A 25,842-nucleotide genomic window follows, 5' to 3' on the forward strand; every position below is an offset into this window, starting at 1 on the left:
TTTTAGACAAATATGTTCAATATTTTAACAATGAGCGTCCCGCATATGCTTTAGGATACTTAAGCCCTGTTCAATATAGAACTGAACAAGGCTTTCCTTAAGGTGGTTTTTAGATGTCTACATTGACTTGACAACTTCACTAAGCGGGTGGTTGTTTGATTGTTCTCATATCTTCATTAAAATCTTTGTGTTAAAACTTATTGTGATAGTAAAAAAAGGTCTTTTGAAAATTAGATATTTTTAAGCAAAAACCAAAATAAAGCTTTATCTTTTAGAACATATCTGCTACAGCCTTTGGCGTAGCCCCAATATAATCGGCTCCGCAGGCGTCAAATTCCGCCTTGTCGCCATAGCCAAATTCCACAGCAATACAGGGAATACCTACCAAATGAGCGCCCTCAACGTCAAACTTGCGATCACCCACCATAATAGCCTCTTCCTTTTTTCCATTCATCTTGTCCAATACATAATCAATGACCTTTGCTTTTGTATCGCGGCCAATCTCTCGATTATCACCACCAATCACCTCAAAGTAATGGTCAATCTGAAAGTGCTTCAAAATACGAACTGCAGTCTCTTCTTTTTTAGAGGTGGCTACTGCCAAACGCTTACCTTTTTCCTTCAATTCATCCAACATTAGGGGAATGCCATCAAATACTTTGTTTTCAAATAAACCTATCGTGGCATATCGTTCTCTAAAAAATTTCAAGGCTCTGTGGGCATCTTCATGATTCATATGGAAATCCTCGGTAAATGTTTTTATTAAAGGCGGGCCAACAATAAACCTCAAATCTTTATCCGCCCATTTGGTAATTCCCATTTTCTCTTGCATGTGCTGGGCAGAACGAATAACACCCTCGGCAGAATCTGTTAATGTTCCATCCAAGTCAAATATTACGATACTTTGCTGTAATTTTTCCATATTCCTTCTCCTCTTCTCCATAATCGGCTAAAGAAACTCAGCCGAATCCGCCTTTTATTCCATAAAGTTTCGTATATTTTACCGCAAAAGGCTTTTTTCCGCAAATAAAAAACCCCCTAAAGATTTTCTCTAAGGGGTATCCTCTGACAACACTTCTGCCAAAATTTTTGCTAATGGTTTCATTGCGTTTAGTGCCTCTTGCTTGGTATTTGTCTGCGCCCCCACTTCAATCAGTGCAGAACGCGGCATATAATGTAAAATAAAGCGATAAGGATTCAAATAAATTTTTCGCATAAAACCGGGATATTCTTGCCCTGCCCGTGTTTTCATTTGCAGGCTAAAGGCTAAATTTTGCTTAATATATTTATTTTCTAACCATGAAACAGGCTCTGCCTGACCGTCTTTGTTTAAGCGGCAAATTCCGTTTACAAACATTACTTGGGCACAAGTTTTTCCATCAATTTCTGTAACCAACCTTAAATTTTCCGGTATCCCATCTCTGTGCAAATCAATACAAACCTCAATGGAAGGATGCTTTTTTAAAATTTCCTCCACAGCAGGGCCACTGCGTTCATATGCCCCTTCACGCTGTAAAACACCATTTACGGCATCATAAACGTTCATGTCATGTAATACACTAATGCCATAATCTTCTTCCAAAATACGTTTTAATTCCTCGCCTACACCACATACCCCTTCTTCTATTCCATTACTATCCACAAAATCTTCATGGGTATGAGTATGAAATATTAAAATTTTTGGCTCTTTTAAAGTTGGTTCTATGGAAAAGTCCATAGATAAATCTTCTTCCACATTTACATCGCCTTCCAAAAGAGCCGTTCTGGAATCCACAGTATAAAAATTACTTTTTAAATAAGAAAAGTCCTTCATCTTTTCAAGGACTGCCGCAGTTACACACAAACCCTTTTCGCCACTCGGAATAATGTCTTTTTGCTCAAATTCCACATCTTTGACGCCCCAAACAGCAACCTCCGCACTTTCATTGGTCGTTCCTCGTTCTGTCCACAAACTTTGTATAGACAATGTCCCATGGGGGACTTGTCCAGGCAGTACTTCTGCCAAAAGCCATCGGCCACCACCCATCTGCAAAAAAAGCGGCATGGATAGCAGAAAAAGCAAAAGGCCAAAAAGGCTTAGGCCGAGTTGCCCCCTGCCACCTTTTTGCTCCACTGACACCGCCTCCTTTCATACAAAGTTTATGCCAATATAAAAAGCAATAGAACAATAAAGTATAGCGGCGCTTTGGATGAAAATTCATACAAAAAGAGGAATCCTATTCTCCCAAATAAAAAACCCACGGCTGATTCACCGAGGGACTTTATACAAAATAAAATTTAATATAACATAAAACCCCCGCAGAGGTAGCCACGAGGGTTTTATGCATATGGAGTTATGGTTTGTATGTTCAAAGAAACAAGATTATCTCAAGTTTGCTTTGATTACTTCTGCAATACGCTTGATGCCTTCTTCAATTTTTTCTTCAGGCATACAAGAGTAATTCATACGGAACGTGTTTTCATGTCCGCCATTGGGGAAGAACCCACCACCGGGAACATATGCAACCTTCTGTGCCAAACACTGTTCTGCCATTTCTTTTGCGTTAATATACTCAGGCAATACAACCCATGTAAACAAACCACCATCGGGATGTGTCCATGTGCATTCTTTGGGGAAATGCTCTTCCATAGCCTTTAACATACAATCACGTCTCTTGCGATATACTTCTTTAATTTTTGCAACATGGGCATCCAAATCATTCATATCCAAGAATGTATTGGTTTCCAACTGTGCAACTGTAGATGCTTGAAGGTCAGAAGCCTGTTTCATAAAATTATATTTTGCAAGAATTTCGCTTTCAGCGCAAACCCAGCCCAATCTATAACCAGGAGCCAAAATTTTGGAAAAGGTTCCCAAGAAGATCACAAGACCCTTCGTGTCCAAAGATTTCAAGGAAGGCATATTTTCATTTTCAAAACGCAATTCACCATAAGGGTTATCTTCGATAACAGGAATTTCAAATTTATTGATAATTTCCATGAATTTTTTACGTCTTTCCAATGTCCAAGTTCTGCCGGAAGGATTCTGGAAATCAGGAATCACATAAATCATCTTAACCTTTTCTGTGGAAGCCAAAACCTTTTCCAATTCTTCCATAATCATACCGTTGTTGTCGGTAGGAATTTCAATAAAATTAGGTTCGCAAGCCTTAAATGCATTTACTGCCCCCAAATAAGAAGGGCTCTCTAATAAAACAACATCGCCTTTATTCAGGAAAACACGAGCGGAAAAGTCCAGACCCTGCTGAGAACCACTGGTAACCAAAACATGATCAATATCCGTAGCAATATTGTTTTTTGCTTTCATTCTGTCCACAATTTTCTGTCTAAGCGCAGGGATTCCTTCCGTAGAAGTATACTGCAAAGCAACGCGACCCTGTTCATCCAAAGTTTTTACGGATGCAGCTTTCATACCTTCAACTGGAAATAATTCCGGCGCAGGCATACCACCGGCAAAAGAAATAATATCAGGCTGAGAAGTAAGCTTAAGTAATTCTCTGATTTCGGAGCCTGTTAAAAGATTCATTCTGTCTGCAAAACGTAACATTTGGTTCTTCCTCCTTAAAAAATAAACTATTGTCCGACAAGTTTCGTATTTTTTTTAATACATTGTCAAATTATTTAAAATTTTCTTCTTTATGCTAATTAAAACACAAGTTATTAACAAAGTCAATGTAATTTTATGAAATGTGCATTTAAAAAATGACATAAAACAAAAACATACAGAAGGATTTTTTTGTATAAAAAACAAAACAATTTACGAAAAAACAATAAATACTTTTACTAAATTGTATTTAAAAACAAACATTTCAACCAAAAAACAGCATATCACCAAAACAATTTTTGTATCAGTTTTCATACGTTTTCTTCCGCTATTCTACTTATTTAAAATAACAAATCTGTATATTATTCGTTCTATTTCGTCAATAAAATAACGATATCTGTTTTAACAGAAAAACCCTCGCCGAACATCCATCTTTGGATGTACTTCGAGGGTTTATAACGTTAGCACACTTCAAAAAGCCACTTATTTTTTATTTCAGGTTTGCTTTGATTACTTCTGCCAAAGCCTTAACACCTTCTATAATTTTTTCATCACTCATACAGGAGTAATTCATTCGGAAGCAGTTATTCTTTCCACCATTGGGGAAGAAGCTTCCCCCTGGAACATAAGCAACCTTCTTTTCCAAGCACTGCAATGCCATTTCTTTTGTGTTAATATAAGAAGGCAACTCTACCCAGGTAAACAAACCGCCGTCGGGATATGTAAACTTTGCCTCAGGAGGAAAGTATTCCTTCATCGCATTCATCATTACATCACGTCTATGCTTATAAACTTCTCTGATTTTTGCCACATGCTCGTCCAAATCGTTCATATCCATATACTTATTAGCCTGAAGCTGTGTTAAAGTTGAGGTTGCCAAGTCTGCCCCTTGCTTCATGGTGTTAAACTTTGAAAGGATTTCATCCTCTGCGCAAACCCAGCCAATACGGAAGCCGGGAACCATGACTTTTGACAATGTGCCAAGGTAAATCACAAGGTCTTTTGTATCCAAAGACTTTAACGCAGGCATATCTTCATTTTCGAAACGTAATTCACCGTAAGGATTATCCTCAATTACCGGAATCTCATATTTGTTTACAATTTCCATGAATTTTTCTCTTCTCTCCAAAGACCATGTACGTCCTGTGGGATTTTGGAAATCGGGAATTACATAAATCATTTTTACATTTTCTGTGGTTGCAAGAATTTTATCCAACTCTTCCATAATCATACCACCATCATCGGTAGGTACTTCTATAAAAGTGGGTTCACTGGCCTTAAAAGCGTTAATTGCACCTAAGTAGGAAGGGCTTTCCACTAAAATCACATCACCCGGGTCAATGAATACCCTTGCCGCAAAATCAAGCCCCTGCTGAGAACCACTGGTAATCAATATCTGATCTGCTGAAGCATGAATATTATTTTTTGCTGCCATTCTTTCTACAATTTTTTCTCTTAACTGTGGCAGACCTTCGGTTGAGGAATACTGGCATGCAACGGTACCCATTTCTTCCATGACCGCAATACCAGCTTGTTTCAATTCTTCCACAGGAAATAATTCCGGCGCGGGTAAGCCGCCTGCAAAAGAAATAATGTCAGGTCTAGCAATAAGCTTTAAAAGATCCCCGATATCTGAGCTGTCCAAAAGGTCTAGTCTTTTTGCAAAACGAACCATATATTTCCATTCCCCTTTCATTGCGGTTTTTCAACCTAAATAATGTATTTTTTTAAAGACATGTAGTAATTAAGCCATAAATCACCTTAACTGTCAATCTTATTTTCCCAGCTTTGTATCTCATTAAATACAGTTATAATGGTGATTTTTTGGGGAAGATTTCTTCAAATCCTGTATGATTTGATTAAAAAAATAAGGGATTCATTTCGTGCTTTCTTTCCGTCTGGTCAAAACAACAATTGAGGCATTGGAAAAAATATAAAATTTCATCATTTTTTTCTATAGAAGTCCCATAACTTCCATGTTTCCTCCCCTTCCCATTATCTTTTCTTTATACTGTTTATTATATGGTTTTTAGATGTTTGGTAATATTAAACCATCCCTCTTATATGCAAATTGTAAAAATCAATTTTTCCTTAGATATTAGCGAACAAACTAAAAAAAAGATAAAAAAAAGAAGTATTTTACTGCATTTTGTCAAAAAGTTTTATATATCGAATTTTTTGTTTCATTTCTATTGCATTCCGCCCTATTTGCTGTATAATGGTTGGAGTTTACTAACAATAATACAAAAGTTTAGTATCACTAAATTTTATGGATAAATAAAAGGAGTTGTTGAGGATGGATATCGGACATAAAATCAAGCAGCTTCGTGTGCAAAAAGGCCTAACCTTAGAAGAATTGGCCAGCCGCAGCGAGCTGACAAAGGGTTTCTTGTCCCAGATGGAAAGAAATTTAACGTCTCCTTCCATTTCTACTTTAAACGATATTGTAGAAGCCTTGGGCACCACACTGTCCGAGTTTTTCAAAGAAGAAAAACAAGAAAAATTGGTTTTTCATAAGAAAGATTTTTTTGTTGATAAAAAGGAACATTACACTGTTCATTGGATTGTACCAAACACACAAAAAAATGAAATGGAACCCATTTTATTGGAATTGCCCCAAGGGGGGGAATCCTTTCAAATGGACCCCCATTGTGGTGAAGAGTTTGGATATGTCCTTGAGGGCAGCATTACCCTTGACTGCGGGGATGAAAGCCATATTGTACACAAAGGAGAAACCTTCTACCTTTCCGGCAAAACAAGCCATTTTTTAAGAAATGATAAGAAAACGAAGGCGAAAGTTCTATGGATCTCAACGCCGCCGTTATTCTGATATGATGGGAGGCAGACATGAAAAAGCTGATTCAATTCAAAAATATCGTCAAAAACTTTGACGGGAAATTAGTTTTAAAGGGCATCAATTTGGATATCTATGAAAACGAATTCGTTACGTTACTTGGCCCCAGTGGTTGCGGTAAAACAACCCTTCTGCGTATCTTGGGTGGATTCTTAACACAAAATGAAGGGCAGGTTCTTTTCGACGGAGAAGAAATCAGTAAAGTCCCTCCATATAAAAGAGAAATCAACACCGTATTTCAGAAATACGCTTTATTTCCACATATGAACGTTTATAATAATATCGCCTTTGGTCTAAAAATCAAAAAAGAACCAAAGGATATTATCGAGCAAAAGGTAAAGCGAATGCTAAAGCTTGTAAACTTAGAGGAATACGCAGACCGCAACGTAACAGAAATGAGCGGCGGACAGCAGCAGCGTGTTGCCATTGCCCGGGCATTGGTAAATGAACCAAGTGTCCTGCTTTTGGATGAACCCTTGGGTGCTTTGGATTTAAAGCTTAGAAAGGAAATGCAGCAAGAGCTGAAAAAAATACAGCAGGAGGTTGGCATCACCTTTATTTATGTTACCCATGACCAAGAAGAAGCCTTGACCATGTCCGACAAGATTGTCGTTATGAAAGAAGGAGAAATTCAGCAAATCGGTACCCCTACCGACATTTACAATGAACCCGTCAATCAATACGTTGCCAACTTTATCGGCGAAAGCAACATTATGGACGGCGTGATGCTGGAAGACTATGTTGTTATGTTTGAGGACAAAAAATTCAACTGTGCTGATTTTGGGTTTGCCCCCAATGAAAAGGTTGACGTAGTCATCCGCCCTGAAGATCTGGATATTGTGCCAAGGGCTGAAGGTAAGCTGAAAGGTATTGTGAAATCTGTGCTCTTTAAGGGCGTACACTACGAAACCCTGGTAGAAACCAAAGTAGGTACCTCTATCACCGTAAAAATGATGGTTTCCGATGACCGTCCTGTTTTTAACGAAAGTGCAAACGAAAAAATCTCTGCCAACGACTTTTATCTGGATATGGACGACGTGGAAAAATTGAACGAAGGCACCATTGTTGCCCGTGCCGATGCGCAAGCTTGGGATCCCGAAACAGATGAGTTTATCTCCATCAAAGAAATCAACTATTCCATTAAAAAAGAAAATGGAAGCTATCCTGTCACCTTTGCCACTGCCGCAGGCACTTCCGTTACCGTAAATATGATTGTCAAGGACGAGAACCGCGTAGCAAACAAAGAATATGAAGAAGAAATTTATGCAGTGAATTTCTTTAAAAAAGCCGATGAAATTCACGAATCCATCGCCCTTGAGACAGATTTGAAAACTTGGGCAAATGCTTCCGCCTGGAGTTTGGAGGATGGTACTTCCGTTGAAATTACCAATGTTAAGTATGACTTTGACCCGGAAACCGTAACCCCGGGAGTATATGAAGTAACCTTTGCTACGGAAGGCTATGAATACAAAGTAGACACCACCGACCGCTATGAAATTGGCAATGAAGTGGGTCTTATTTTCCAGCCGGAGGATATTCATATCATGACGAAAGATAACTGAGGGGAGGGTATTTGGTGAAACAATTTCGAAATATGGCTGTGCCCTATATTGTTTGGATGGCAGCTATGATTGTGGTTCCCATGCTGCTCATTATCCTCTACGCCTTTACCAATAAAGGAAATGACGTAGCTACCATACGCTTTTCATTGGAAAACTTTGCACGTTTTTTCAGTGATACCGTATTTATGAGTGTTTTGAAACGCTCCTTATATATCGCCATTGTTACAACTATCATTTGCATTTTAATGGGTTATCCCATTGCCTATGTAATTGCAAATCGCAGTGAAAAAAGCAAAATATTTTGGATCCTCCTAATTACATTGCCCACATGGATTAATATGCTGGTACGCACCTATGCTTGGATGGGGATTTTGCAGGATGAAGGGGTAATCAATGGATTCCTGGGTCTTTTTGGAATTGGACCGATTACCATGATACACACAACCTTTGCCGTTGTTTTGGGTATGGTTTATAACTTTATTCCCTTTATGATTTTGCAAATTTATACCGCCCTTACAAAAATGGATAAAAGCTATCTTGAAGCCGCAAGTGACCTTGGAGCCAACCGTGTGCAGTCTTTCTTACGAATTACACTCCCCTTGTCTATCCCAGGAGTCATAAGCGGAATCACCTTGGTTTTTCTTCCTGCCGTGTCCAGCTTCTTTATTCCAAAGCTATTGGGGGGCGGACAATATGTGCTGATTGGTAATGTGATTGAAACAGAATTCTTAACCTCCGGAGATTGGAACTTCGGCAGTGCCATTTCTTTGGCAATGGCTGTCATTATTATGATATCCATGTATATTACCAAAAAAGTGGATAATGACCCAACAGCAAAAGGAAGGGGGAGTAACTGATGAAAAAGGAAAAAAAGAGCTTACTTTCCAAGATTTTATTGGGATTGACCGCTACTTTCTTCTATGTACCCATTTTGTACATTATTCTTTTTTCCTTCAATAGCTCCCGTTCTCTGACAAAATTTGAAGGATTTTCTCTGCGTTGGTATGAGAAAATGTTCGCAGACTCCACCATGATGGCGGCTGTGGCATATACCGTAATCATTGCAGTTTTAGCTACCATCATCTCCACAATTGTGGGGACATTAACAGCAATTGGACTTTCAAAATCCCGCAAGCTCATACGAGGTATGGTAGAACAGGTCAATAATTTACCCATCCTGAACCCGGAAATCGTCACGGGAATTGGATTGTTAATGTTTTTCAGCGCTTTAGGGGTAAAAAAGGGCTTCTTAACATTATTGCTTGCCCATGTTATGTTTTGTATCCCCTACGTAATATTAAGCGTTACGCCAAAACTCCGTTCCTTAGACCCTAATTTAGCAGATGCGGCATTAGATCTTGGTGCAACCCCTATGCAGGCACTTTGGAAGGTTATCGTTCCTCAAATTAGACCGGGAATCATTTCCGGCGCACTGATTGCTTTTACCATGTCCTTTGATGATTTTGTCATCTCCTATTTTGTAACAGGCAACGGTGTGAATAATATTTCTATTTTGGTTTATACCATGAGCAAGCGAGTAAATCCATCCATCAACGCATTAAGTACATTGGTTATCCTGTTGATTACGGTGGCTTTACTCATTGTAAATATTATCCCTATCATTAAAGAAAAGAAAGGAAGAAAACTGACATGAAAAAAATGATTGCATTGGCTCTTGGTGCAGCATTATTGCTCTCCGGCTGCGGCGGCGGTTCCTCAACCTCCGATGCAGAAGAAAAATATGGTTCCTCTACACTGAAGCTTTACAATTGGGGAGAATATATGGGGGAAAACCTCATCTCCAATTTTGAAGATGAATTTGGCGTAAAGGTGATCGTGGAATATTTTGATTCCAATGAAATGATGTATACAAAATTGCAGGCGGGTGACGCTTACGATGTGATTGTCCCCTCCGACTATATGATTGAACGATTAATTAAGGAAAATATGCTGCAAAAACTGGATTTGTCCTTGGTTCCCAATATATCCAATCTGGCAGAAGGGGTAAAGAATCTCCCTTATGATCCCGATAACACTTATTCCGTGCCTTATTTCTGGGGCAACGTAGGGATTGTTTATAACCATAACAACGTGGACCCTGCCGAAGTAGAAAGATTAGGCTATGGTATTCTCCAAGATACAGCCTATAAAGGTCGCATTTACGTATACGACTCGGAAAGAGACTCCTTTATGATGGCATTAAAGGCCTTGGGTTACTCCATGAATACGGAAAACGAAAGTGAAATTGAGGAGGCTTACCAGTGGCTGCTTCAAATGAACGACACTATGGACCCTGCTTATGTTACTGACGAAGTCATTGACGGTATGATTAACGGAAATAAAGATATTGCAGTTGTTTACAGCGGTGATGCGGCAACCATTTTGGATGAAAACGAAGATATGAGCTTCTTCTTGCCAACGGAAGGTACCAACCTTTGGAGTGATTCCATGGTAATCCCTGCAAACGCAGAAAATCCTCTTTTGGCTCATGAGTTCATCAATTATGTATTAACCCATGATGCTTCCTATGATAACTCTGAAACGGTAGGCTATCCATCCTCCAATCAAGAGGTCTTGGATGAAATGTCCGCTCCCGAGGGAGTCTATGCTGAAAATGAAGCATATTTGCCCAGAACGGATTATGAGAAGGATGAAGTTTTTGAGGATAACCCTGTTTTGAAACAAAAGTTGGCTGAGCTTTGGATTAAAGTAAAGGCTTCACACTAAAATATATCAAAAAAAGCCCGTATTGCAAGGATTGAAACAAAATCCTATGCAATCGGGCTTTTGGTATATCAAATCTTCTTATACTCATTTTATTGCTTCATGTATTAAAATAAAAATCTATAATAGCTTAAATTCCTATTTATCCTGATAAAAGTTTTTTTAAATTCCTATTAACTTTTTACTGCTTAGGTACCGTAATCCAAATAGCCTCTTGACTTTCTTTCTTGAAAAGCATATTCACACCATTTATTTTAATATCAAAAGAAAAATCCTCCATTACTGTTATCTCTTGCCGTTCAATCAGACTTCCTTCCAAAGAATAAACACCCTCCTTCACCTTTTCAAAGGTACCAATATCCTCAATATTGTTTATGCCATCTACATAATGAAATTCATCCTTTCCATCAAAAGCAAATGTCAAAGAAATTTTAGAATCATCCTCATGGTTATAAGAACCGACCAAATCAGCAGTCATGGCTGGCGGGGGTAATGTGTTCAAATAACCAAACGGGTTTTGTACATTATTTACATCGAAAAAAACACCTATGGCGAGGCATGTCAATACAAAAATCAAACTTGTTTTTCCTGAGTTCTTTTTCATGATCATTCCAACCTTTTTGCATCATATTTTTATATACAATGGTGCAATATAACCCTCTTCATGAACATTGAAGTATCTCAATCACTCAATAATACACTGGCTTTCGTTTATTGACTTAAATGCATCTGCTCTAAATCATCTTCACTTATCATCAATCCACTTATATAATAATTCAAATCCAATCTGTGTTGCTCCCCATTTAAAGAATGATAAACCAGTGACGGAGAAAAATAGAAAACATCATAGTCCGACAAATTCGCAGGGTCAAAACATACAGTTACTTCCACATCTTTTTCCTTTTCCTTTAACACAAAGCTAAAGTTAGGTGCTTTCGTTTCAATTACATTTTCATCCCTGCCTACAAGAATTTTGGATATATGGTTCTCAAACCGTCTCGTATCAATGGAATCAACTTCTAGTGTTTCTTCTCCCTTATTGTCTAACACAACATAATAATCTTCTAGTCCTCTTCCCAAACATATAGCGGATGTTGATCTTACGTCTAATTCCCCACTATTTACAAATTCTGTGGGTATAAAAAAAAGTGATCCTATCTCATAAGGATTCTTTCCAAAAAATATTTTTTTTGCTTCAAACTCATTCATACTATCACTATTATTTATATTAAATATAATATTAAGTGTTAGATATTTTACATTTTTATCTTTTGTCTTTCCCCCAACAAATTTATAATCTTTTATCAATATTGCATCGTTATCAAATTTTAGTTCTCCGCTATCATTTAACTGTTCAATGATTTTATTGATATTATTTAATTTTGTCCTTACTACCAAGCCTAACGTTAAGTAATTTTCATCATTAACATCACAACTTATGTCCCCAAAACAACTTAAAAACTCCACTTCATATAAATCAAGTTCTTTTTCCATCTGTTTATAAGACACAAACCGATATCCTGCTAAAAAAATTGCCGCAATTAATATAATAATACTTATTTTTTTTATATTCATTTCGTCCTCCGATATGAATTATATGTAGTGAAAGTAAACTACAAGCATTCATTTTTATACCTGTAGTTTACTTTATTGGTTCATAAAATGATTATCCGATATCAAGACAAAGGCAAATCTATCAGATTACTTGCATAGTTTGCTTATTAAAAGCATTTTACTCTAAATCATCCCAGAAATAATTTATTTTATCACATTTTAAGTCATTGTAAAGAACTATGCACATTCAAATTCCCTATTAAAATAATTAGATTAAAACGCTAGTATTTCCAATAAATAAGAGACTTAGTGCCAAAGTGGCATCCGCCCGCTTATTCATAATCCTCTTCATAAGCAACCTGTATATAAATAGATTTTGGTTCATACACTTTTCCACTATCAATAAACTTTTCTGAAGTTTGTTGAATTCCGTTACTCCTGTATGAGTATAAATCTGCTGAATAAATTTTATATTTTGTGAACTTAGCTAATTTACTATTTTTTGAAGAATTCGCAGGAACATATGTAGTTACATCATAACTAATAGTCTTACTATTTGTAAATTCTCCACTTGCAGTAATACCATTTTTAAATGTTCTCCCTAAACTAACAGTTAAGCCTGAAGTATAACTTTTTCCTTCATCAATAGTATACTGACTTGCTGGAGCCCACGCACCGGTCAAAAATGAAGTTAATTTTTTTATAGTACCTTCATAATCTTTGTTTTTTACTGTATAATAAGTTTGAAAAGGATTGGCTCGTGTTACAATTTCAATATCTTTTGTATCGTAAATAATATTTCCGTATTCATCATATTCATTCCCATCAACAACTATATTTTCTACAAAATCCTTTTTGTCAGATGCATATACATTCGTAAAACCAAAGGAAGATACTACAAGTGTTAAACATAAAATCGATGATAAAAATTTTTCTACTTTTTTCATAAAAATACCCTCCAGTAATAATTTTAATTATTTTTCACTAGAGATTATAATTAAAAATCCTTTTCGTCTCAATTATAATAATTCCATAAAATACCTTGTTATGAACCAGAATTTGTGTTGTACGCACACTTTAAATTTTCATTCGAGGTATTTTTCATCCTCCTTTCTTATTTTTGTTATAACTTCCATATAGCCGCCTCCTTTCAAACTTGTTAAATTAATAAAAATCACTGAAAACAAACTTTATGTATTAATATCCAGCCTTTTATCCTTTTTTGCATTAAAACATAATCTTTGCACTAAGTATTGTTGTAGTTGATATGATACTACACTTGTACCCACCTGTCAATATATGTAAAATTTTTTTCGCTACATTTTTGTGGCGATTTTTATTTTTCTTTTCAGGAATGAAAATTACCTATTATTTTTTATGCTAATCCATGTGATTTTTTTGACACTATCCATACAAGGAAGTATAATGGGAAAATAGATTAAATTTGAAGAGGACATCACTATGAAACCAACAAAAAAGGTTGTATTATTTTATAAAGCTTCTGAGGATGGTATCACCATTTTAGGAGTGAAAGGCAGAGCAAGCCGACTCCATATTCCCGAAACCATAGACGGCAAACCCGTAACCGCCATTGGTAATTTTGCTTTTGCCATAGAAACGGAACAGCCTCTAGCTGAGGAGGAAAGCCTAGGGGAACTATCATTTTGCCAAACCTCAGAAGAGCGAACTGCTACTCCTTTGGAGGATGAGGGAGATGCTATCGTGGGCATCATCCTCCCCGATACCATTCGCCGCATTGGCGCCTATGCATTTTATGGCTGTAGTGCTTTGCGTACCGTTCCTTTACCTGATACACTGGAGAAAATTGCGCCCTATACTTTTTCCGGCTGTTTTACTTTAGAGTCGCTAACCCTACCGGAAACCATACAGGAAATCGACGGCTACGCCTTTTATGACTGCCGCTGTCTGAAAGCCCTTCCTATTCCGGAAAAAGTTTCTTCCATCGGACGTTACGCTTTTTATAACTGTAGGGCACTTACTAAAATTAATATTCCAAAAAACACCATTCATCTGGAAACAGGCTTGTTTTTGAATTGCGACTGCCTTTATGAAATTCATTTCGGCGCGTGCAAGCATATTTCCGACTTAATCGCTGTTTTAAATCATGAACTGTTACTAACCATAGATTTTCCCGATGCCAGAGTAAAGCTTTTGATTCCCGATTTCCAGTATGAATATATCGAAGATACCCCTGCAAGACAATTCCATCAGATCAATTACGGTACAGGCCATCTGTTCCGTCAGTGCATCCGCAATTCGGATATTGATTTTCGCAGATACGACGAATTGTTTTATTTGACAAAGCGGGAGGATGCGGCGGTTTTAGTACTTCTTTTGGCAGTTTACCGCCTTTCCTATCCCTACCGCTTGCAGGAAAACCGCAGAGAAACCTATCTTTCCTATGTGCGAGAGCATTTGCTTTTTGCGGCAGAGTATTATATGGAGCACAATGATTTGGAGGTTCTTCGCCAATTTTCAATATGGGAGCTCTTCACGCCTGAATCCCTACCCCAAATTATTGAATTGGCGCAGAAAAAAGGAAAAACAGAAATACTCAGTTTTCTTATGGATTATCAGCATAAAAATGCTGTATCGGGAAAGAAAAAAAGTTTTGATTTGTAAAGGAGGGTATTATGAACGAAAATCATCAACGTCTGATACAAATCGGCAATGCAATTTTAAATTCTTCTCGCAATGAATTATATTTATCTTTACGATTTTTGGATCTTGCTTTAAGCGGTCTAAATTATCAAATGAACCTTTCGTCCCTCTATGTAGGGACAGACGGCGAAAAAGTTTTGTTTAACCCCCGCTATTTGGTAGAACGGTATCAATCCGATCCCGTTTTGGTAAACCGTCTTTATTTGCATATGCTTTTACATTGTATCTTCCGCCACCCCTTTCACACAGGAGAACGGGACCAAGCCCTTTGGGGCCTTGCCTGCGATATCGCAGTAGAATCCATTATTGACACACTGCCTGTGAAGGCCACCCATTTGGTGGTTTCCGACCTTAGAAATGAAATGTACGATGAACTAAAAAAAGATCTAAAGGTACTCTCTGCCGAGGGTGTTTATCGAAAGCTTTCCCAACGAAAATTTACGGATAAAGAATTTGGGAAGCTTCAACTTGCATTTTGGGTGGACGACCATGTTTTTTGGGAACAAAAAAAGGAAGACAAACAAAATCAGGACAATGATAACCAAAATGACAACCCATCCGATCAAAACGACCAATCAGAACAATCTCAGGAAAAACAAAAACAATTGGAAGAAAAATGGCAGCAAATCGGGGAAAAAACAGAAACCAATTTAGAAACTTTCTCCAAAGACATGGGGGAAAATGCGGGAGACCTATTGCAGGTTTTGAAAATAGAAAATCGAGAGAAGTATGACTACCGTCGTTTTCTTGAAAAATTTGTAACTCTCAAAGAGGACTTGCGGGTAGATGATGATTCCTACGATTATATTTTTTACACTTATGGGCTATCTCTCTACGGAAATCTTCCTTTAATTGAGTCTTTGGAATATAAAGAAGTAAAAAAAATAGAAGAATTGGTTATCGCCATTGACACCTCTGAATCCTGTGAAGGGGAAACCGTTCGCCGCTTTTTGGAGGAAACCTACGCTATTTTAAAGAGCAGTGAATCCTTTTTTCACAAAATGAATATTCACATCCTGCAATGTGATGCAAAAATACAACAAGATACCATCATCACCTCTCAAGAGGAATTGGAAAACTATATGGAAAACTTTCGCCTCATGGGGAGCGGCGGCACAGATTTTCGCCCGGTGTTTGAATATGTGAATCAACTCATCGGGGAAAAAACCTTTCAAAACCTGAAGGGGCTGATTTATTTTACCGATGGTTATGGCACCTTTCCCCGTCGCAGACCTTCCTATGATACAGCCTTTGTATTTTTCCACGAAGAATATTTGGATCTGAATGTACCATCTTGGGCAATAAAGGTTGTTCTTGGACCTGAGGATCTTTCCATTTACGATAAGGAGAAATGAATATGAATATAAAACAAGCAAAGGAAGAAATCCAAAGAGCCATAAAGGCATATTTACTGAAAAACGAATTGGGGGAATATCAAATCCCCCGTGTACGTCAACGCCCCATTTTACTCATGGGTGCTCCGGGCATCGGCAAAACCGCCATTATGGAACAGGTGGCAAGGGAGTGCGGTGTAGGTCTGGTATCTTATAGCATCACCCATCATACCCGTCAAAGTGCCATAGGTCTGCCCTTTATCAGCCATAAGGAATATGGTGGCAAAGAATATGCCGTAACGGAATATACTATGAGCGAAATCATTGCATCCGTTTATAATAAAATGGAGGAAACAGGCCTTTCAGAGGGCATTCTTTTCATTGATGAAATCAACTGTGCCTCGGAAACCCTTGCTCCCGCCATGCTTCAATTTTTACAAGCAAAGACCTTCGGCGCTCACCAAGTTCCAGAGGGCTGGCTGATTGTGGCGGCAGGAAATCCACCGGAATATAACAAAAGCGTACGGGAATTTGACGTTGTAACCTTAGATCGTGTGAAAAAAATTGATGTAGAGCCGAATTTTCAAGTTTGGAAAGAATACGCCTATAAACAGTCCATCCATGGGGCTATTTTGTCCTATTTGGAAATCAAGAAAAATTATTTTTATGCCATGGAAACCACTGTGGACGGAAAACGTTTCGTAACCGCCAGAGGATGGGAAGACCTTTCCACAATTTTGAAGATTTACGAAACCATGGGAATTGCAGTTGATGCAAGTATGATTATACAATATTTGCAGCATCAAAAAATCGCCCGAGATTTCGCCAACTATTTAGACCTATATAATAAATATAAAACCGATTATCATGTAGAAGATATTTTGAAAGGTGCCTTTAATGAGCAGACAGTCTCCAAGCTCTCTTCCGCCGCTTTTGACGAAAAACTCAGCGTTCTTGGACTATTGCTCAGCCGTCTTTCCGATGATTTCAGGCTGACCTATGAAAGGGATTTGTTTACCACAGAATTGCACCAAAGTTTATTGGAATTAAAAGAACGTTTTCAAAGCTCTTATTGCCAAGAAACTCCTTGGGATAAATTGCTTGAAGGCTTAATTGAGGAAAATGAAATTGCCTACACACAAGCACAAAAAGCGGACCTATTGGATCAAAGTACCAAAAAAAGCCGCCGCATAACCATAGAAAAACTCATGGGTTACGAAACGGAAATGAAGAGCCTGGGACTTCGTGAAAAAGATGAGGTGTTTCAACAAATAAAAACCTCCTTTGCCAATGACGTTGAGCTAAGACAAACCTTCATTGATACCGCAGCAAAAGAACTGGAAAATGCCTTTCTATTTTTAGAAGAAGCTTTCGGTGCAGGACAAGAAATGGTTATCTTCATCACAGAACTAACCACCAACTTTTACAGCGTGAAATTCATTAGCGAAAACGGCAGTAAAAAATATTATCAGTATAATAAAGAATTGTTGTTTGAAGAAAAACAAAAAGGTATCCTACAGGATATTGAATCCGCTAAAGCGGAGGGCTTGTTGTTTTAAAAATGAACGGATTGATGAGGTGAAACTATGGAAATAATCATAGAATTTATCTTCGATTTAATTTTTGAGGGTGTGATGGAAGGCATAAAAAGTAAAACCATACCTAAAACAATCCGAATTTTTTTATTGGGTATCGTACTCGCTGTGTCAGTAAGTGTCATGATTTTATTTAGTTATCTGGCATTTAAAATGACTGTAAGCATCCTTGTTCGAATTTTGCTCTTATGTATTTCAGCCGCCATCGCAGTTTTTCTCATAAAACTAATTAAAGAATATAACGAGAGAAAAAAAGAAGCATAAAAAAAGGACGCCAACATTTATACTTTGTTGACGTCTTTTTATATTACAATAAAACATCCACACCCATTTTTATGAATAATAGCACAATGACTACCATTAGCATAAATTTAATTGCCTTTGCACCTTTTTTTATAGCAAACCCTGCTCCAAGGAAATTTCCAGCAATACTAAAAATCGCTGCCGGAACGGCAATTTTAAAATATACCGTCCCTTCCAATAAAAATACAGCTAAGGCCGCATAATTGGATGCCAAATTCAAGCATTTCGCATTTCCGGAAGCAGTGGGTAAATCATATTTCATGAGAAAACAAAAAGCCATCAAAGCAAACGTTCCCGTTCCCGGGCCAAGCAACCCATCATAAAACCCAATTAGCCCACCGATTAGCACAGCCAAAATAACCTTTTTTTTCATAGAATAAGAATCAGAACAATTCTCCCTCTCCATATTTTTATTCAGAACCGTAACCAACCCTACAATGGGCAAAATAATCAGCATCATAGTCTTTAAGGTACTGTCGCTTAAGTAAATTACAACCTTTGCTGCAACAGCTGATGCGGCAAAAGCACCTATGGCTGCTAATATACCCACTTGTATATCCAGCATTTTATGTTTCCAAAACCGCAAGGTGGCCATAGTCGTTCCACAAGCAGCAGAAAATTTGCTGCATCCATAAACATAATGCATTGGAATCCCAGTCAAAGTATAGGCCGGCAAGGAAATTAACCCACCACCTCCCGCAATGGAATCCAAAAAACCCGCTAAAAAAACAGCCACCATTAGCATTATAAAATTTGAACCCGAAATGACTACTTCGCTACCCATTCATCCTCGCCCCTTCTTACCACTTCTCTTTTCATCGAAAAAAATGGGTAAACACACACCGAATGCCCTCAAATTTTTCACGTTTCCATAACAACCTCAATTTCTTCTATACCATAAAGCAAAAATAATCGAATCATTTCCTCTGTAATCCGCTCACCGCTGATAGCAATGGGTATAGCTGGTGGGCAAGAAACCGCAGGTGTTGCGCAAATCCGTCCCAAAGCTTGTTCCGCTGCCACAGTGTCCCGTTTTGCAAACATGGCATTTCGGATAGACATTACTTGCTCTCCCCGAAAAGGTAACGTCGTTCTCTTCTCCGCCTCAGCCTTAGCAATAATAGGTGGAAGGGCACTCTCAATTTTTTCAAATTCATCCTCCTTTGTGTTTGGTGTAAACATTAAAACAAGATGATCTGCATCGGCAAACTCCGGTTCAATTTCATTTTCCCGCAAAAATTCGCCTAATGCATACCCTGTAATGCCCACTTTTCCCCCTTCTATCACCAACTTCAGCGGTTCAAAATGCTGCAAAGAATACCCCATGTCCTGTAGATTTTCGGCAAGCCGATCTATCCTTTTGACACAATCAACAATCTTCTCCCTAAATCCCTCCGTCAATACACGATTACATAAATCCAAAGACTGTAATGTAAGATAAGAAGGGCTTGTAGATCCAAATAGCGCCAAAGCATTTTCACCATCATGCTCAAAGGATTTCTTGGCTTCCGTCCCGATATGCAAATATGCCCCGCCCGTTAAAACAGGCAGGGTTTTATGGGCAGAATCACAGCACATATCTGCTCCCAAGTCCAATGGATGTAAGGAACGGGGTAAAAACCGTAAATAGGCACCATGGGCATTGTCCACCAAAAGAGGGATATCAAATTTTCTGCAAACCCGGGAAATTCCTCTAATGTCTGCTATTCCTCCCAAATAATCGGGGGATGTTATGTAGAGGGCAAAAGGCAAAACCTCCATAGACGCCAATACCCCCTCAAGCTGTTGTGGCAAAATAGGACAGTTACAAAGGGGTGCTTCCTCCTCCGGGTAGATCCACCGCACATCTAAATCCAACAAAGCACAGGTATGCAAAAAAGCCTTATGGGCATTTCTACCCGCCAAAATAGGCTGTCCTTTTTCACCATGAAGCATAGCCAGATAAACCATGGCCCCAATGCATTGGGAAGATCCCCCCGTAGCATAAAATGTTTTTCTCGCCCCAAACAGGCCCGTTGCATTATCCTCGCTCTGACGAATAATTCCCTGAGCATGATATAGGTCGTCTGCTCCTTTAATCTCTGTAATATCCAATGGTTCGCAACCCAAAAAAGGGCTGCCTTTGTGCCCCGGCATATGCAGGCGAACAGTCCCTTTTTCTTGATATTTTTTTACAAAGTTATAAATTGGTGTATCCATGGCATTTAATCCTCGCAGTTTTCTGCAACCTTCATCATGATGGCACATTCGATGCGCTTTTTAAACAGCTTGCAACCATATTCATAAACCCCTCGAATACTGCCGGTTGCGTGATAAGAATTCGCGGCACAACCGCCGGAACAGTACATCTTTGCCCAGCAATCTCTGCATTCCTCTCTTGCATAGGCATTGCAATGACGGAAGGCATCCTGAATCTCTGTATTTTTTACGCCATCCCAAACATTTCCCAAGCTATATTTGTTATCTCCAACAAACTGATGACAGGGAAACAATTCACCCCAAGGCGTTACCGCCATATACTCCGTTCCGGAACCACACCCTGTAATTCTTTTATAAACACAAGGGCCGTTTTCCAAATCCAGAATATAGTGATAAAATTCAAAACCATTCCCTGCTTTTTTCCGACGAACCATTTCTTTGGCAAGGATTTCGTATTGTTCATATAATTTCGGCAAATCTTCTTCAGTCAGTGCATAGGGATCGGATGGATCACAAACAACGGGTTCCATACTTAATTCCGTAAAGCCCATATCTGCCATATGGAAAATATCATTTGTAAAGTCTACGTTATTATGGGTAAAGGTTCCACGCATATAGTAGTCCTTTCCCCCTCTTTTTTCCACAAGCCTCTTAAATTTAGGTAGAATTAAATCGTAACTGCCCTCTCCTGAAATGGTTTTACGCAAATGATCATGAATTTCTTTTCTTCCGTCCAAAGACAATACCACATTATGCATTTCCTGATTGGCAAAATCAATCACGTCATCGTCAATCAAAACACCGTTTGTTGTCAGGGTAAAACGGAATTTTTTATGATAAATGGGCTCTTGCTCTCTTGCATAGGCAACCAACTTTTTCACAACGTCCCAATCCATTAATGGTTCGCCGCCAAAAAAATCCACTTCCAAATTCACTCTGCTTCCCGAATGGGCAATCAAAAAATCCAACGCCTGCTGCCCAACCTCAAAGGTCATTAAAGCACGCTCCCCTTGATATTTCCCCTGGCTTGCAAAGCAATAGCTGCAATTTAAATTGCAAGTATGGGCAACATGTAGGCAAAGGGCTTTTACCACTTTGCTATTATTTTTAAAATCAATGGCTAGATTTTCATATTCGTCCTTGGAAAACAGTTTTCCCTGTTCAATCAAAGTTTGGATATCTTCTACGCACAGCAAGATCTCTTCTTCCGTCACATCGGGCCTATCCTTATACTTGTCCAGTATTTCTTTGACAATCTCATCTTTTCCATTTGTTTCATACATTTGGATTATATCATAAGCGACCTCATCCACAGCATGAACAGAGCCGCTACAGGTATCCAATACAATGTTATATCCGTTTAATTTATACTGATGTACCAATCTATTCCATCCTTTCTACTTAAAGGGCAATACACAAGCCTTTGGGGCATTCCCCTAATACGAAAAATGCCGCCCTACTGAAAGCAGGCGGCGAATTCGTTGTCAAGCCTTTTGAGCTTACTTCTGCTTATTCTCGCAGGGCTGATTTGCAACGCCACAGGAGGTCTTGCAAGCAGACTGGCAAGATGTCTGGCATTCGCCACAGCCGCCAAAAGCTACGCTCTTTTTCAGGTCACGAGTTTTAATTGTTTTAATTCTCTCCACGGTTTCATCTCCATTCTAAGTATGAAAATTCTATGCGTTTTCTGTCGTCTGTAAGAGGAAAACTCTTCCGCTGAAAATCGCTTTATATACTGAAAAAGTATATAACAACCCAACATAAATGTCAAGGCGAAACCGTAAGAGATCAACAATTATCCCCTGTTTTTGAGGCTTTTTATTCTTTTTGATTCTATAAATTTCCCCTGTTTGATTGAAATGAATTATAGTATGTATACATAGTGAATCTTACTGGACTTCATATGGGAAATATGTTAGAATGCTTCATAGTGCTTGGAGGACTATAACACTCCAGTACCTTATCTGTCTATATTTATAATGCAGAATTGTATCCTCTATTATGAATGCATTCATTTATTAAGGCAATACTAACTGTATTTATTATACAAAAATAACTTGCAAAAAATTTATAATGAAAAGCGAAATGGTGTTTATTATGAAGGAAAAAATCAATCCACCCGTTTATTCACAGATTGCGCTAGATATCGCACTGCGTATTTCAAGAGAAGAACTGAAAGAAAACACGAAAATTTACGGACGTTCTGTCATGTCATCGGAATATGGCGTTTCTCCGGAAACAATTCGCAGAGCCTTAAAACTCCTTGAAGATATGGGAATTGTGGAAGTGCGAAAAAATAGCGGCGTGGTTATCCTATCGGTGGAAAAAGCAAAGGAATTTGCCCTGCGTTTCAGCGAGCAAAATGATATTCGTCTCATAGAACGTAAATTAAGAAAACTCTTGGAGCAACAGCATGAGTTAAGTGAACAGATACGTGAAATGGTGTCTCATTTGGTGCGTACCAGCGAAAAGTTCTCAAAAAGCAATCCATTTCAGAATTATGAAATTGATATTCCCGCCAATTCTCAAGTAATCGGCAAGAGCCTGCTGGAACTTAAGTTTTGGCAAAAAACCAGTGCAACAATCATTGCTATTCGCAGAAAGGATAAAGTTATCCTCTCCCCAGGGCCTTATGCTGTTCTCACGGAAGATGATACACTGATTTTCGTGGGAGATATTTCAACCATTGAAACAGTTACAAAATATATTATGCAGCCGCCATTAGACCAGGAATAAAAACCCCATTTATCCTCTATTTTAGAATAAAATGTAGATCTTGGCTGGAATTTTTACCTTGCGAAGTTCTTTCGTTTCACAAATAAAATTGAAAATAAATTTTATTTTTAAAAACTGTATTTTCTCTAAATATTTACAAATAATAAAGTCCGTATTGTAGGGAATTTTTTCTCCCAAACAGTCGGGCTTTTTTTATTATTTCATAAAATTCAAGAACCTTTAATTCTGATAAAAAAACTATGACTTCGCACCCTTGCGCAAGCCTAATCCCGCCTGCTGTCTACCCTACAAAACCTTCCACAACTTGACATCTGACAACTTTATATGTATAATTTAAGTTGTCAGTCTAAAAATAAATGAAAGGAGATTTTGTATAGATGATTCAATTTCGCAATGTAAAAAAGAGTTATGGAAAGAAAACTATTTTGGATAATCTTTCTCTGGATATAAAAGCAGGTGAATTTGTAATTCTCATCGGACCCAGCGGTTGTGGGAAAACAACAACTTTGAAAACCATTAACCGTTTAATCGAACCGGACTCCGGTGAAATTTATATAGATGGTAAAGATATTACCAAGATGGATCCGGTAAAATTACGCCGTACTATCGGGTATGTCATTCAGCAGATCGGGCTTTTTCCTAATATGACAGTAGAACAGAATATCGCCATTGTACCAAAGTTACTCAACTATAAAAAAGAAGAAATCGACGAAATCGTTCACCACTTGTTGGATTTGGTTAATATGCCTTATGAAGAAAATGCAAAAAAATATCCTTCGGAGCTTTCCGGCGGACAGCAGCAGCGTATCGGTGTTTTGCGTGCCCTTGCAGCATCCCCTCCCATCGTTTTGATGGACGAGCCTTTTGGTGCTCTGGATCCTGTAACAAGGGATTCTCTTCAGGAGGAAATCAAAAAAATTCAAAAGAAACTTGGTAAAACCATTGTTTTTGTTACCCATGATATGGACGAGGCGTTACGTCTTGCAGACACCATTGTTTTTATGAATGAAGGTAAAGTATTGCAGATGGCCTCTCCCGAGGAAATGCTGCAAAGCCCCGCCCATCCCATCATTAAAGACTTCCTTGGCAAGCATATGAATAACGGAAATGACGCCGAAAATATGGTGGCTTCTGATTTTATGCGTGCAAAAGTTCTTACAGTGCCAAAAACAAAGAAAACCTTGGAATGTATCGAACTGATGAGCAGAAGAGATGTATCCTCACTTATTGTTGTGGAGGATGATGATACCTATTGTGGTACCGTTTCTGTTGATAAAATCAAAGCCCAAGGAAAAGCGGGAAAAGAAATCGCAGGGCTTGTCACCATGGAATCCATGACTGTAAATCGAAATTCCAATGCACAGGAGGCATTCGAGCTATTGATCGCTTCTCCTACCGGGTATGTTGTGGTGCTGAACGACGATAATACCGTTGCCGGCCTTATCACAAAAACCAGTATGGCAAAAGCTATGGGCGAAGCTCTGTGGGGGGAGATGACGCAATGAGTTATTCAGAATTTTTAACAAAACATTTTAACGAAATTCTAAAGGCTTTGCTCGTCCATATTGAAATTGTTTTTATCTCTGTGGGCATTGGTGTTATCATTGCTGTTCCCCTTGGAATTGTGCTGTCACGTCATAAATCAATAGCAAAATATGTTTTAGCAGTTGTTGGTGTCATCCAGACCATCCCAGGGCTTGTATTACTGGGTATTATGCTCATTCTTTTTGGCATAGGTAAGCCCCCGGCAATTGCGGCACTATCCTTGTATGCCATTTTGCCGATTCTGCGCAATACGTATATTGGTATCACAGAGGTAGACATGCATTATATAGAAGCAGCAAAAGGTATTGGAATGAGCGGAAACCAAATCTTATTTAAAGTTGAACTTCCACTTTCCATGCCCGCAATCATTGGTGGACTACGTCTATCCACTGTTTACATCATCAGCTGGGCAACTCTTGCAGGTATGATCGGTGCAGGCGGTCTGGGAGATATGATTTGGACAGGTCTTTCCAGCTATGAAACGAAATACATTCTTGCCGGGGCAATCCCCGCTGCCATTCTAGCTCTTGTGGCAAGTGCACTCATCGGTTTTATTCAGCGTGCAATTACGCCCAAAGGCTTAAGGATCAGGAGGTGATAGAATGGTTAATTTATTTTCCCTAATTGTGGAGCATATGGTAATTGTCCTGATTGCCATTGGAATTGCTACAGTTTTAGGAATATTTCTTGGAATTATTTCCTATTGGGTTCCCTATCTTGATAAAGTGATTCTCTGGATTGTAGATTCGTTACAAACAATTCCTTCTTTGGCACTTCTTGCTTTGCTAATGATCTTTTTCGGTCTTGGCAATGTAACACTGATTGTAGGACTAATACTTTATTCCCTTCTGCCCATTGTTCGTAATACCTATATCGGACTGACAGGGGTTTCGCCCCATTTAAAAGATGCAGCACGGGGTATGGGAATGTCCAAGCTTCAGCGGATGTTTAGGGTGGAACTGCCCCTTTCCTTCCCCATGATTTTTTCTGGCATCAAAATCGCCACCGTTACTGCATTGTCAATTGCAGTCATCGGCGTTTTGATTGGCTCTGGTGGACTGGGCTTTCCAATATACCGAGGAATTCAGACTATGAACTTTCCCGCAATTATGAAAGGGACGATTCCCGTTGTAATTATGGCACTGGTTTTCGATTTCTTTATGTCGAAAGTGGAACAAAAACTCGTAAATCGAGCAAAATAATTTTCTAA

Annotated in this window: 24 protein-coding genes and 1 pseudogene; 14 read left to right on the forward strand and 11 right to left on the reverse strand. The window is 38.5% G+C overall.

Going from position 1 to position 25,842, the window contains the following annotated elements:
* Positions 1–101, forward strand: a 101-nt coding sequence (locus tag P9Q65_RS13450) for an IS3 family transposase (protein ID WP_442870846.1), incomplete at its 5' end; no start/stop codon positions are given.
* Between the two features lie 170 nt (positions 102–271).
* Here P9Q65_RS13450 and P9Q65_RS08790 read toward each other — a convergent pair.
* The 4 genes from P9Q65_RS08790 to P9Q65_RS08805 form a co-directional block, all read right to left on the reverse strand.
* On the reverse strand, positions 272–922 hold the full coding sequence (locus tag P9Q65_RS08790; RefSeq protein ID WP_304509028.1) for an HAD hydrolase-like protein: 651 nt from the start codon (positions 920–922) through the stop codon (positions 272–274).
* Positions 923–1,051: 129 nt separating this feature from the next.
* The gene (gene spoIIP, locus P9Q65_RS08795; protein ID WP_304509029.1) at positions 1,052–2,113 is read right to left on the reverse strand and encodes a stage II sporulation protein P; all 1,062 of its coding nucleotides are present in this window, start codon (positions 2,111–2,113) and stop codon (positions 1,052–1,054) included.
* A gap of 249 nt (positions 2,114–2,362) precedes the next feature.
* A complete protein-coding gene (locus P9Q65_RS08800; RefSeq protein WP_304509031.1) occupies positions 2,363–3,547 on the reverse strand; it encodes an aminotransferase-like domain-containing protein in 1,185 nt (394 codons plus the stop codon).
* A 487-nt stretch (positions 3,548–4,034) separates the two neighbouring features.
* Positions 4,035–5,219: an aminotransferase-like domain-containing protein gene (locus P9Q65_RS08805; RefSeq protein WP_304509032.1), complete on the reverse strand. Its 1,185-nt coding sequence runs from the start codon at positions 5,217–5,219 to the stop codon at positions 4,035–4,037.
* A gap of 621 nt (positions 5,220–5,840) precedes the next feature.
* Between P9Q65_RS08805 and P9Q65_RS08810 the strand changes: the two genes are divergently transcribed.
* The 5 genes and pseudogenes from P9Q65_RS08810 (at position 5,841) to P9Q65_RS08830 (ending at position 10,687) form a co-directional block, all read left to right on the forward strand.
* Positions 5,841–6,374: a helix-turn-helix domain-containing protein gene (locus tag P9Q65_RS08810; protein ID WP_304509034.1), complete on the forward strand. Its 534-nt coding sequence runs from the start codon at positions 5,841–5,843 to the stop codon at positions 6,372–6,374.
* Between the two features lie 17 nt (positions 6,375–6,391).
* A pseudogene (locus tag P9Q65_RS13455) lies at positions 6,392–7,396 on the forward strand (ABC transporter ATP-binding protein); the annotation flags it as partial.
* Between the two features lie 578 nt (positions 7,397–7,974).
* Complete coding sequence (locus P9Q65_RS08820; protein ID WP_330695323.1) at positions 7,975–8,817, forward strand: ABC transporter permease; 843 nt, start codon at positions 7,975–7,977, stop codon at positions 8,815–8,817.
* Positions 8,817–9,614, forward strand: coding sequence for an ABC transporter permease (locus tag P9Q65_RS08825; protein WP_304509037.1), 798 nt, complete (start codon positions 8,817–8,819; stop codon positions 9,612–9,614). The genes P9Q65_RS08820 and P9Q65_RS08825 overlap by 1 nt, the downstream gene beginning before the upstream one ends.
* Positions 9,611–10,687 (forward strand): ABC transporter substrate-binding protein, encoded by a 1,077-nt coding sequence (locus P9Q65_RS08830; protein WP_304509038.1) that lies wholly within the window; start codon positions 9,611–9,613, stop codon positions 10,685–10,687. Before P9Q65_RS08825 ends, P9Q65_RS08830 begins: the two co-directional genes overlap by 4 nt.
* Positions 10,688–10,865: 178 nt before the next feature.
* On the opposite strand, the gene P9Q65_RS08835 is transcribed toward P9Q65_RS08830, so the two are convergent.
* The 3 genes from P9Q65_RS08835 to P9Q65_RS08845 all read right to left on the reverse strand — a co-directional run bounded on the left by P9Q65_RS08835 (position 10,866) and on the right by P9Q65_RS08845 (position 13,185).
* On the reverse strand, positions 10,866–11,288 hold the full coding sequence (locus P9Q65_RS08835) for a hypothetical protein (protein ID WP_304509039.1): 423 nt from the start codon (positions 11,286–11,288) through the stop codon (positions 10,866–10,868).
* A 107-nt stretch (positions 11,289–11,395) separates the two neighbouring features.
* Positions 11,396–12,259 carry a hypothetical protein gene (locus P9Q65_RS08840; protein ID WP_304509040.1) on the reverse strand — a complete coding sequence of 288 codons (864 nt, stop codon included), beginning with the start codon at positions 12,257–12,259 and terminating at the stop codon, positions 11,396–11,398.
* A 311-nt stretch (positions 12,260–12,570) separates the two neighbouring features.
* Complete coding sequence (locus P9Q65_RS08845; protein WP_304509041.1) at positions 12,571–13,185, reverse strand: hypothetical protein; 615 nt, start codon at positions 13,183–13,185, stop codon at positions 12,571–12,573.
* Between the two features lie 514 nt (positions 13,186–13,699).
* On the opposite strand from P9Q65_RS08845, the gene P9Q65_RS08850 reads away from it, so the two are divergent.
* The 4 genes from P9Q65_RS08850 to P9Q65_RS08865 are packed head-to-tail and all read left to right on the forward strand — an operon-like array spanning position 13,700 to position 18,113.
* Entirely contained in the window at positions 13,700–14,881 is a 1,182-nt protein-coding gene (locus P9Q65_RS08850; protein WP_304509042.1) for a leucine-rich repeat domain-containing protein, read from the forward strand.
* A gap of 11 nt (positions 14,882–14,892) precedes the next feature.
* On the forward strand, positions 14,893–16,275 hold the full coding sequence (locus P9Q65_RS08855; RefSeq protein ID WP_304509043.1) for a vWA domain-containing protein: 1,383 nt from the start codon (positions 14,893–14,895) through the stop codon (positions 16,273–16,275).
* Between the two features lie 2 nt (positions 16,276–16,277).
* Complete coding sequence (locus P9Q65_RS08860) at positions 16,278–17,813, forward strand: ATP-binding protein (RefSeq protein WP_304509044.1); 1,536 nt, start codon at positions 16,278–16,280, stop codon at positions 17,811–17,813.
* Positions 17,814–17,840: 27 nt separating this feature from the next.
* Positions 17,841–18,113: a hypothetical protein gene (locus tag P9Q65_RS08865; protein WP_304509046.1), complete on the forward strand. Its 273-nt coding sequence runs from the start codon at positions 17,841–17,843 to the stop codon at positions 18,111–18,113.
* 43 nt (positions 18,114–18,156) lie between these two features.
* Here P9Q65_RS08865 and P9Q65_RS08870 read toward each other — a convergent pair whose 3' ends face one another.
* The 4 genes from P9Q65_RS08870 to scfA form a co-directional block, all read right to left on the reverse strand.
* The gene (locus P9Q65_RS08870; RefSeq protein ID WP_304509047.1) at positions 18,157–18,936 is read right to left on the reverse strand and encodes a sulfite exporter TauE/SafE family protein; all 780 of its coding nucleotides are present in this window, start codon (positions 18,934–18,936) and stop codon (positions 18,157–18,159) included.
* A 77-nt stretch (positions 18,937–19,013) separates the two neighbouring features.
* Positions 19,014–20,351 carry an amino acid decarboxylase gene (locus P9Q65_RS08875; RefSeq protein ID WP_304509048.1) on the reverse strand — a complete coding sequence of 446 codons (1,338 nt, stop codon included), beginning with the start codon at positions 20,349–20,351 and terminating at the stop codon, positions 19,014–19,016.
* Between the two features lie 5 nt (positions 20,352–20,356).
* On the reverse strand, positions 20,357–21,733 hold the full coding sequence (scfB, locus tag P9Q65_RS08880) for a thioether cross-link-forming SCIFF peptide maturase (RefSeq protein WP_304509049.1): 1,377 nt from the start codon (positions 21,731–21,733) through the stop codon (positions 20,357–20,359).
* Between the two features lie 117 nt (positions 21,734–21,850).
* Positions 21,851–21,997, reverse strand: coding sequence for a six-cysteine ranthipeptide SCIFF (gene scfA, locus P9Q65_RS08885; protein ID WP_066053385.1), 147 nt, complete (start codon positions 21,995–21,997; stop codon positions 21,851–21,853).
* Between the two features lie 451 nt (positions 21,998–22,448).
* On the opposite strand from scfA, the gene P9Q65_RS08890 reads away from it, so the two are divergent.
* From P9Q65_RS08890 to P9Q65_RS08905, 4 genes are all read left to right on the forward strand, one after another.
* Positions 22,449–23,087: a TrkA C-terminal domain-containing protein gene (locus P9Q65_RS08890; RefSeq protein ID WP_304509050.1), complete on the forward strand. Its 639-nt coding sequence runs from the start codon at positions 22,449–22,451 to the stop codon at positions 23,085–23,087.
* Between the two features lie 377 nt (positions 23,088–23,464).
* On the forward strand, positions 23,465–24,592 hold the full coding sequence (locus tag P9Q65_RS08895) for a betaine/proline/choline family ABC transporter ATP-binding protein (RefSeq protein ID WP_304509051.1): 1,128 nt from the start codon (positions 23,465–23,467) through the stop codon (positions 24,590–24,592).
* Positions 24,589–25,230, forward strand: a complete 642-nt coding sequence (locus P9Q65_RS08900; RefSeq protein ID WP_304509052.1) for an ABC transporter permease — start codon at positions 24,589–24,591, stop codon at positions 25,228–25,230. The genes P9Q65_RS08895 and P9Q65_RS08900 overlap by 4 nt, the downstream gene beginning before the upstream one ends.
* A gap of 4 nt (positions 25,231–25,234) precedes the next feature.
* Positions 25,235–25,834, forward strand: a complete 600-nt coding sequence (locus P9Q65_RS08905) for an ABC transporter permease (protein WP_304509053.1) — start codon at positions 25,235–25,237, stop codon at positions 25,832–25,834.
* Positions 25,835–25,842: the final 8 nt, after the last annotated feature.

Origin of the sequence: Anaerotignum sp. (genome assembly GCF_030625865.1) — a bacterium.
Taxonomy (GTDB): domain Bacteria; phylum Bacillota; class Clostridia; order Lachnospirales; family Anaerotignaceae; genus Chakrabartyella.

What these genes read in the sequence shown, in the direction of transcription:
- P9Q65_RS08855 (WP_304509043.1), top strand. Translation starts at nt 14,893, where the DNA reads ATGAACGAAAATCATCAACGTCTGATACAAATCGGCAATGCAATTTTA.
- P9Q65_RS08805 (WP_304509032.1), bottom strand. Translation starts at nt 5,219, where the DNA reads ATGGTTCGTTTTGCAAAAAGACTAGACCTTTTGGACAGCTCAGATATC.
- P9Q65_RS08800 (WP_304509031.1), bottom strand. Translation starts at nt 3,547, where the DNA reads ATGTTACGTTTTGCAGACAGAATGAATCTTTTAACAGGCTCCGAAATC.
- P9Q65_RS08875 (WP_304509048.1), bottom strand. Translation starts at nt 20,351, where the DNA reads ATGGATACACCAATTTATAACTTTGTAAAAAAATATCAAGAAAAAGGG.
- P9Q65_RS08840 (WP_304509040.1), bottom strand. Translation starts at nt 12,259, where the DNA reads ATGAATATAAAAAAAATAAGTATTATTATATTAATTGCGGCAATTTTT.
- P9Q65_RS08825 (WP_304509037.1), top strand. Translation starts at nt 8,817, where the DNA reads ATGAAAAAGGAAAAAAAGAGCTTACTTTCCAAGATTTTATTGGGATTG.
- P9Q65_RS08830 (WP_304509038.1), top strand. Translation starts at nt 9,611, where the DNA reads ATGAAAAAAATGATTGCATTGGCTCTTGGTGCAGCATTATTGCTCTCC.
- P9Q65_RS08895 (WP_304509051.1), top strand. Translation starts at nt 23,465, where the DNA reads ATGATTCAATTTCGCAATGTAAAAAAGAGTTATGGAAAGAAAACTATT.
- P9Q65_RS08810 (WP_304509034.1), top strand. Translation starts at nt 5,841, where the DNA reads ATGGATATCGGACATAAAATCAAGCAGCTTCGTGTGCAAAAAGGCCTA.
- P9Q65_RS08890 (WP_304509050.1), top strand. Translation starts at nt 22,449, where the DNA reads ATGAAGGAAAAAATCAATCCACCCGTTTATTCACAGATTGCGCTAGAT.
- P9Q65_RS08845 (WP_304509041.1), bottom strand. Translation starts at nt 13,185, where the DNA reads ATGAAAAAAGTAGAAAAATTTTTATCATCGATTTTATGTTTAACACTT.
- P9Q65_RS08870 (WP_304509047.1), bottom strand. Translation starts at nt 18,936, where the DNA reads ATGGGTAGCGAAGTAGTCATTTCGGGTTCAAATTTTATAATGCTAATG.
- P9Q65_RS08835 (WP_304509039.1), bottom strand. Translation starts at nt 11,288, where the DNA reads ATGAAAAAGAACTCAGGAAAAACAAGTTTGATTTTTGTATTGACATGC.
- P9Q65_RS08860 (WP_304509044.1), top strand. Translation starts at nt 16,278, where the DNA reads ATGAATATAAAACAAGCAAAGGAAGAAATCCAAAGAGCCATAAAGGCA.
- P9Q65_RS08850 (WP_304509042.1), top strand. Translation starts at nt 13,700, where the DNA reads ATGAAACCAACAAAAAAGGTTGTATTATTTTATAAAGCTTCTGAGGAT.
- P9Q65_RS08900 (WP_304509052.1), top strand. Translation starts at nt 24,589, where the DNA reads ATGAGTTATTCAGAATTTTTAACAAAACATTTTAACGAAATTCTAAAG.
- P9Q65_RS08865 (WP_304509046.1), top strand. Translation starts at nt 17,841, where the DNA reads ATGGAAATAATCATAGAATTTATCTTCGATTTAATTTTTGAGGGTGTG.
- P9Q65_RS08905 (WP_304509053.1), top strand. Translation starts at nt 25,235, where the DNA reads ATGGTTAATTTATTTTCCCTAATTGTGGAGCATATGGTAATTGTCCTG.
- P9Q65_RS08790 (WP_304509028.1), bottom strand. Translation starts at nt 922, where the DNA reads ATGGAAAAATTACAGCAAAGTATCGTAATATTTGACTTGGATGGAACA.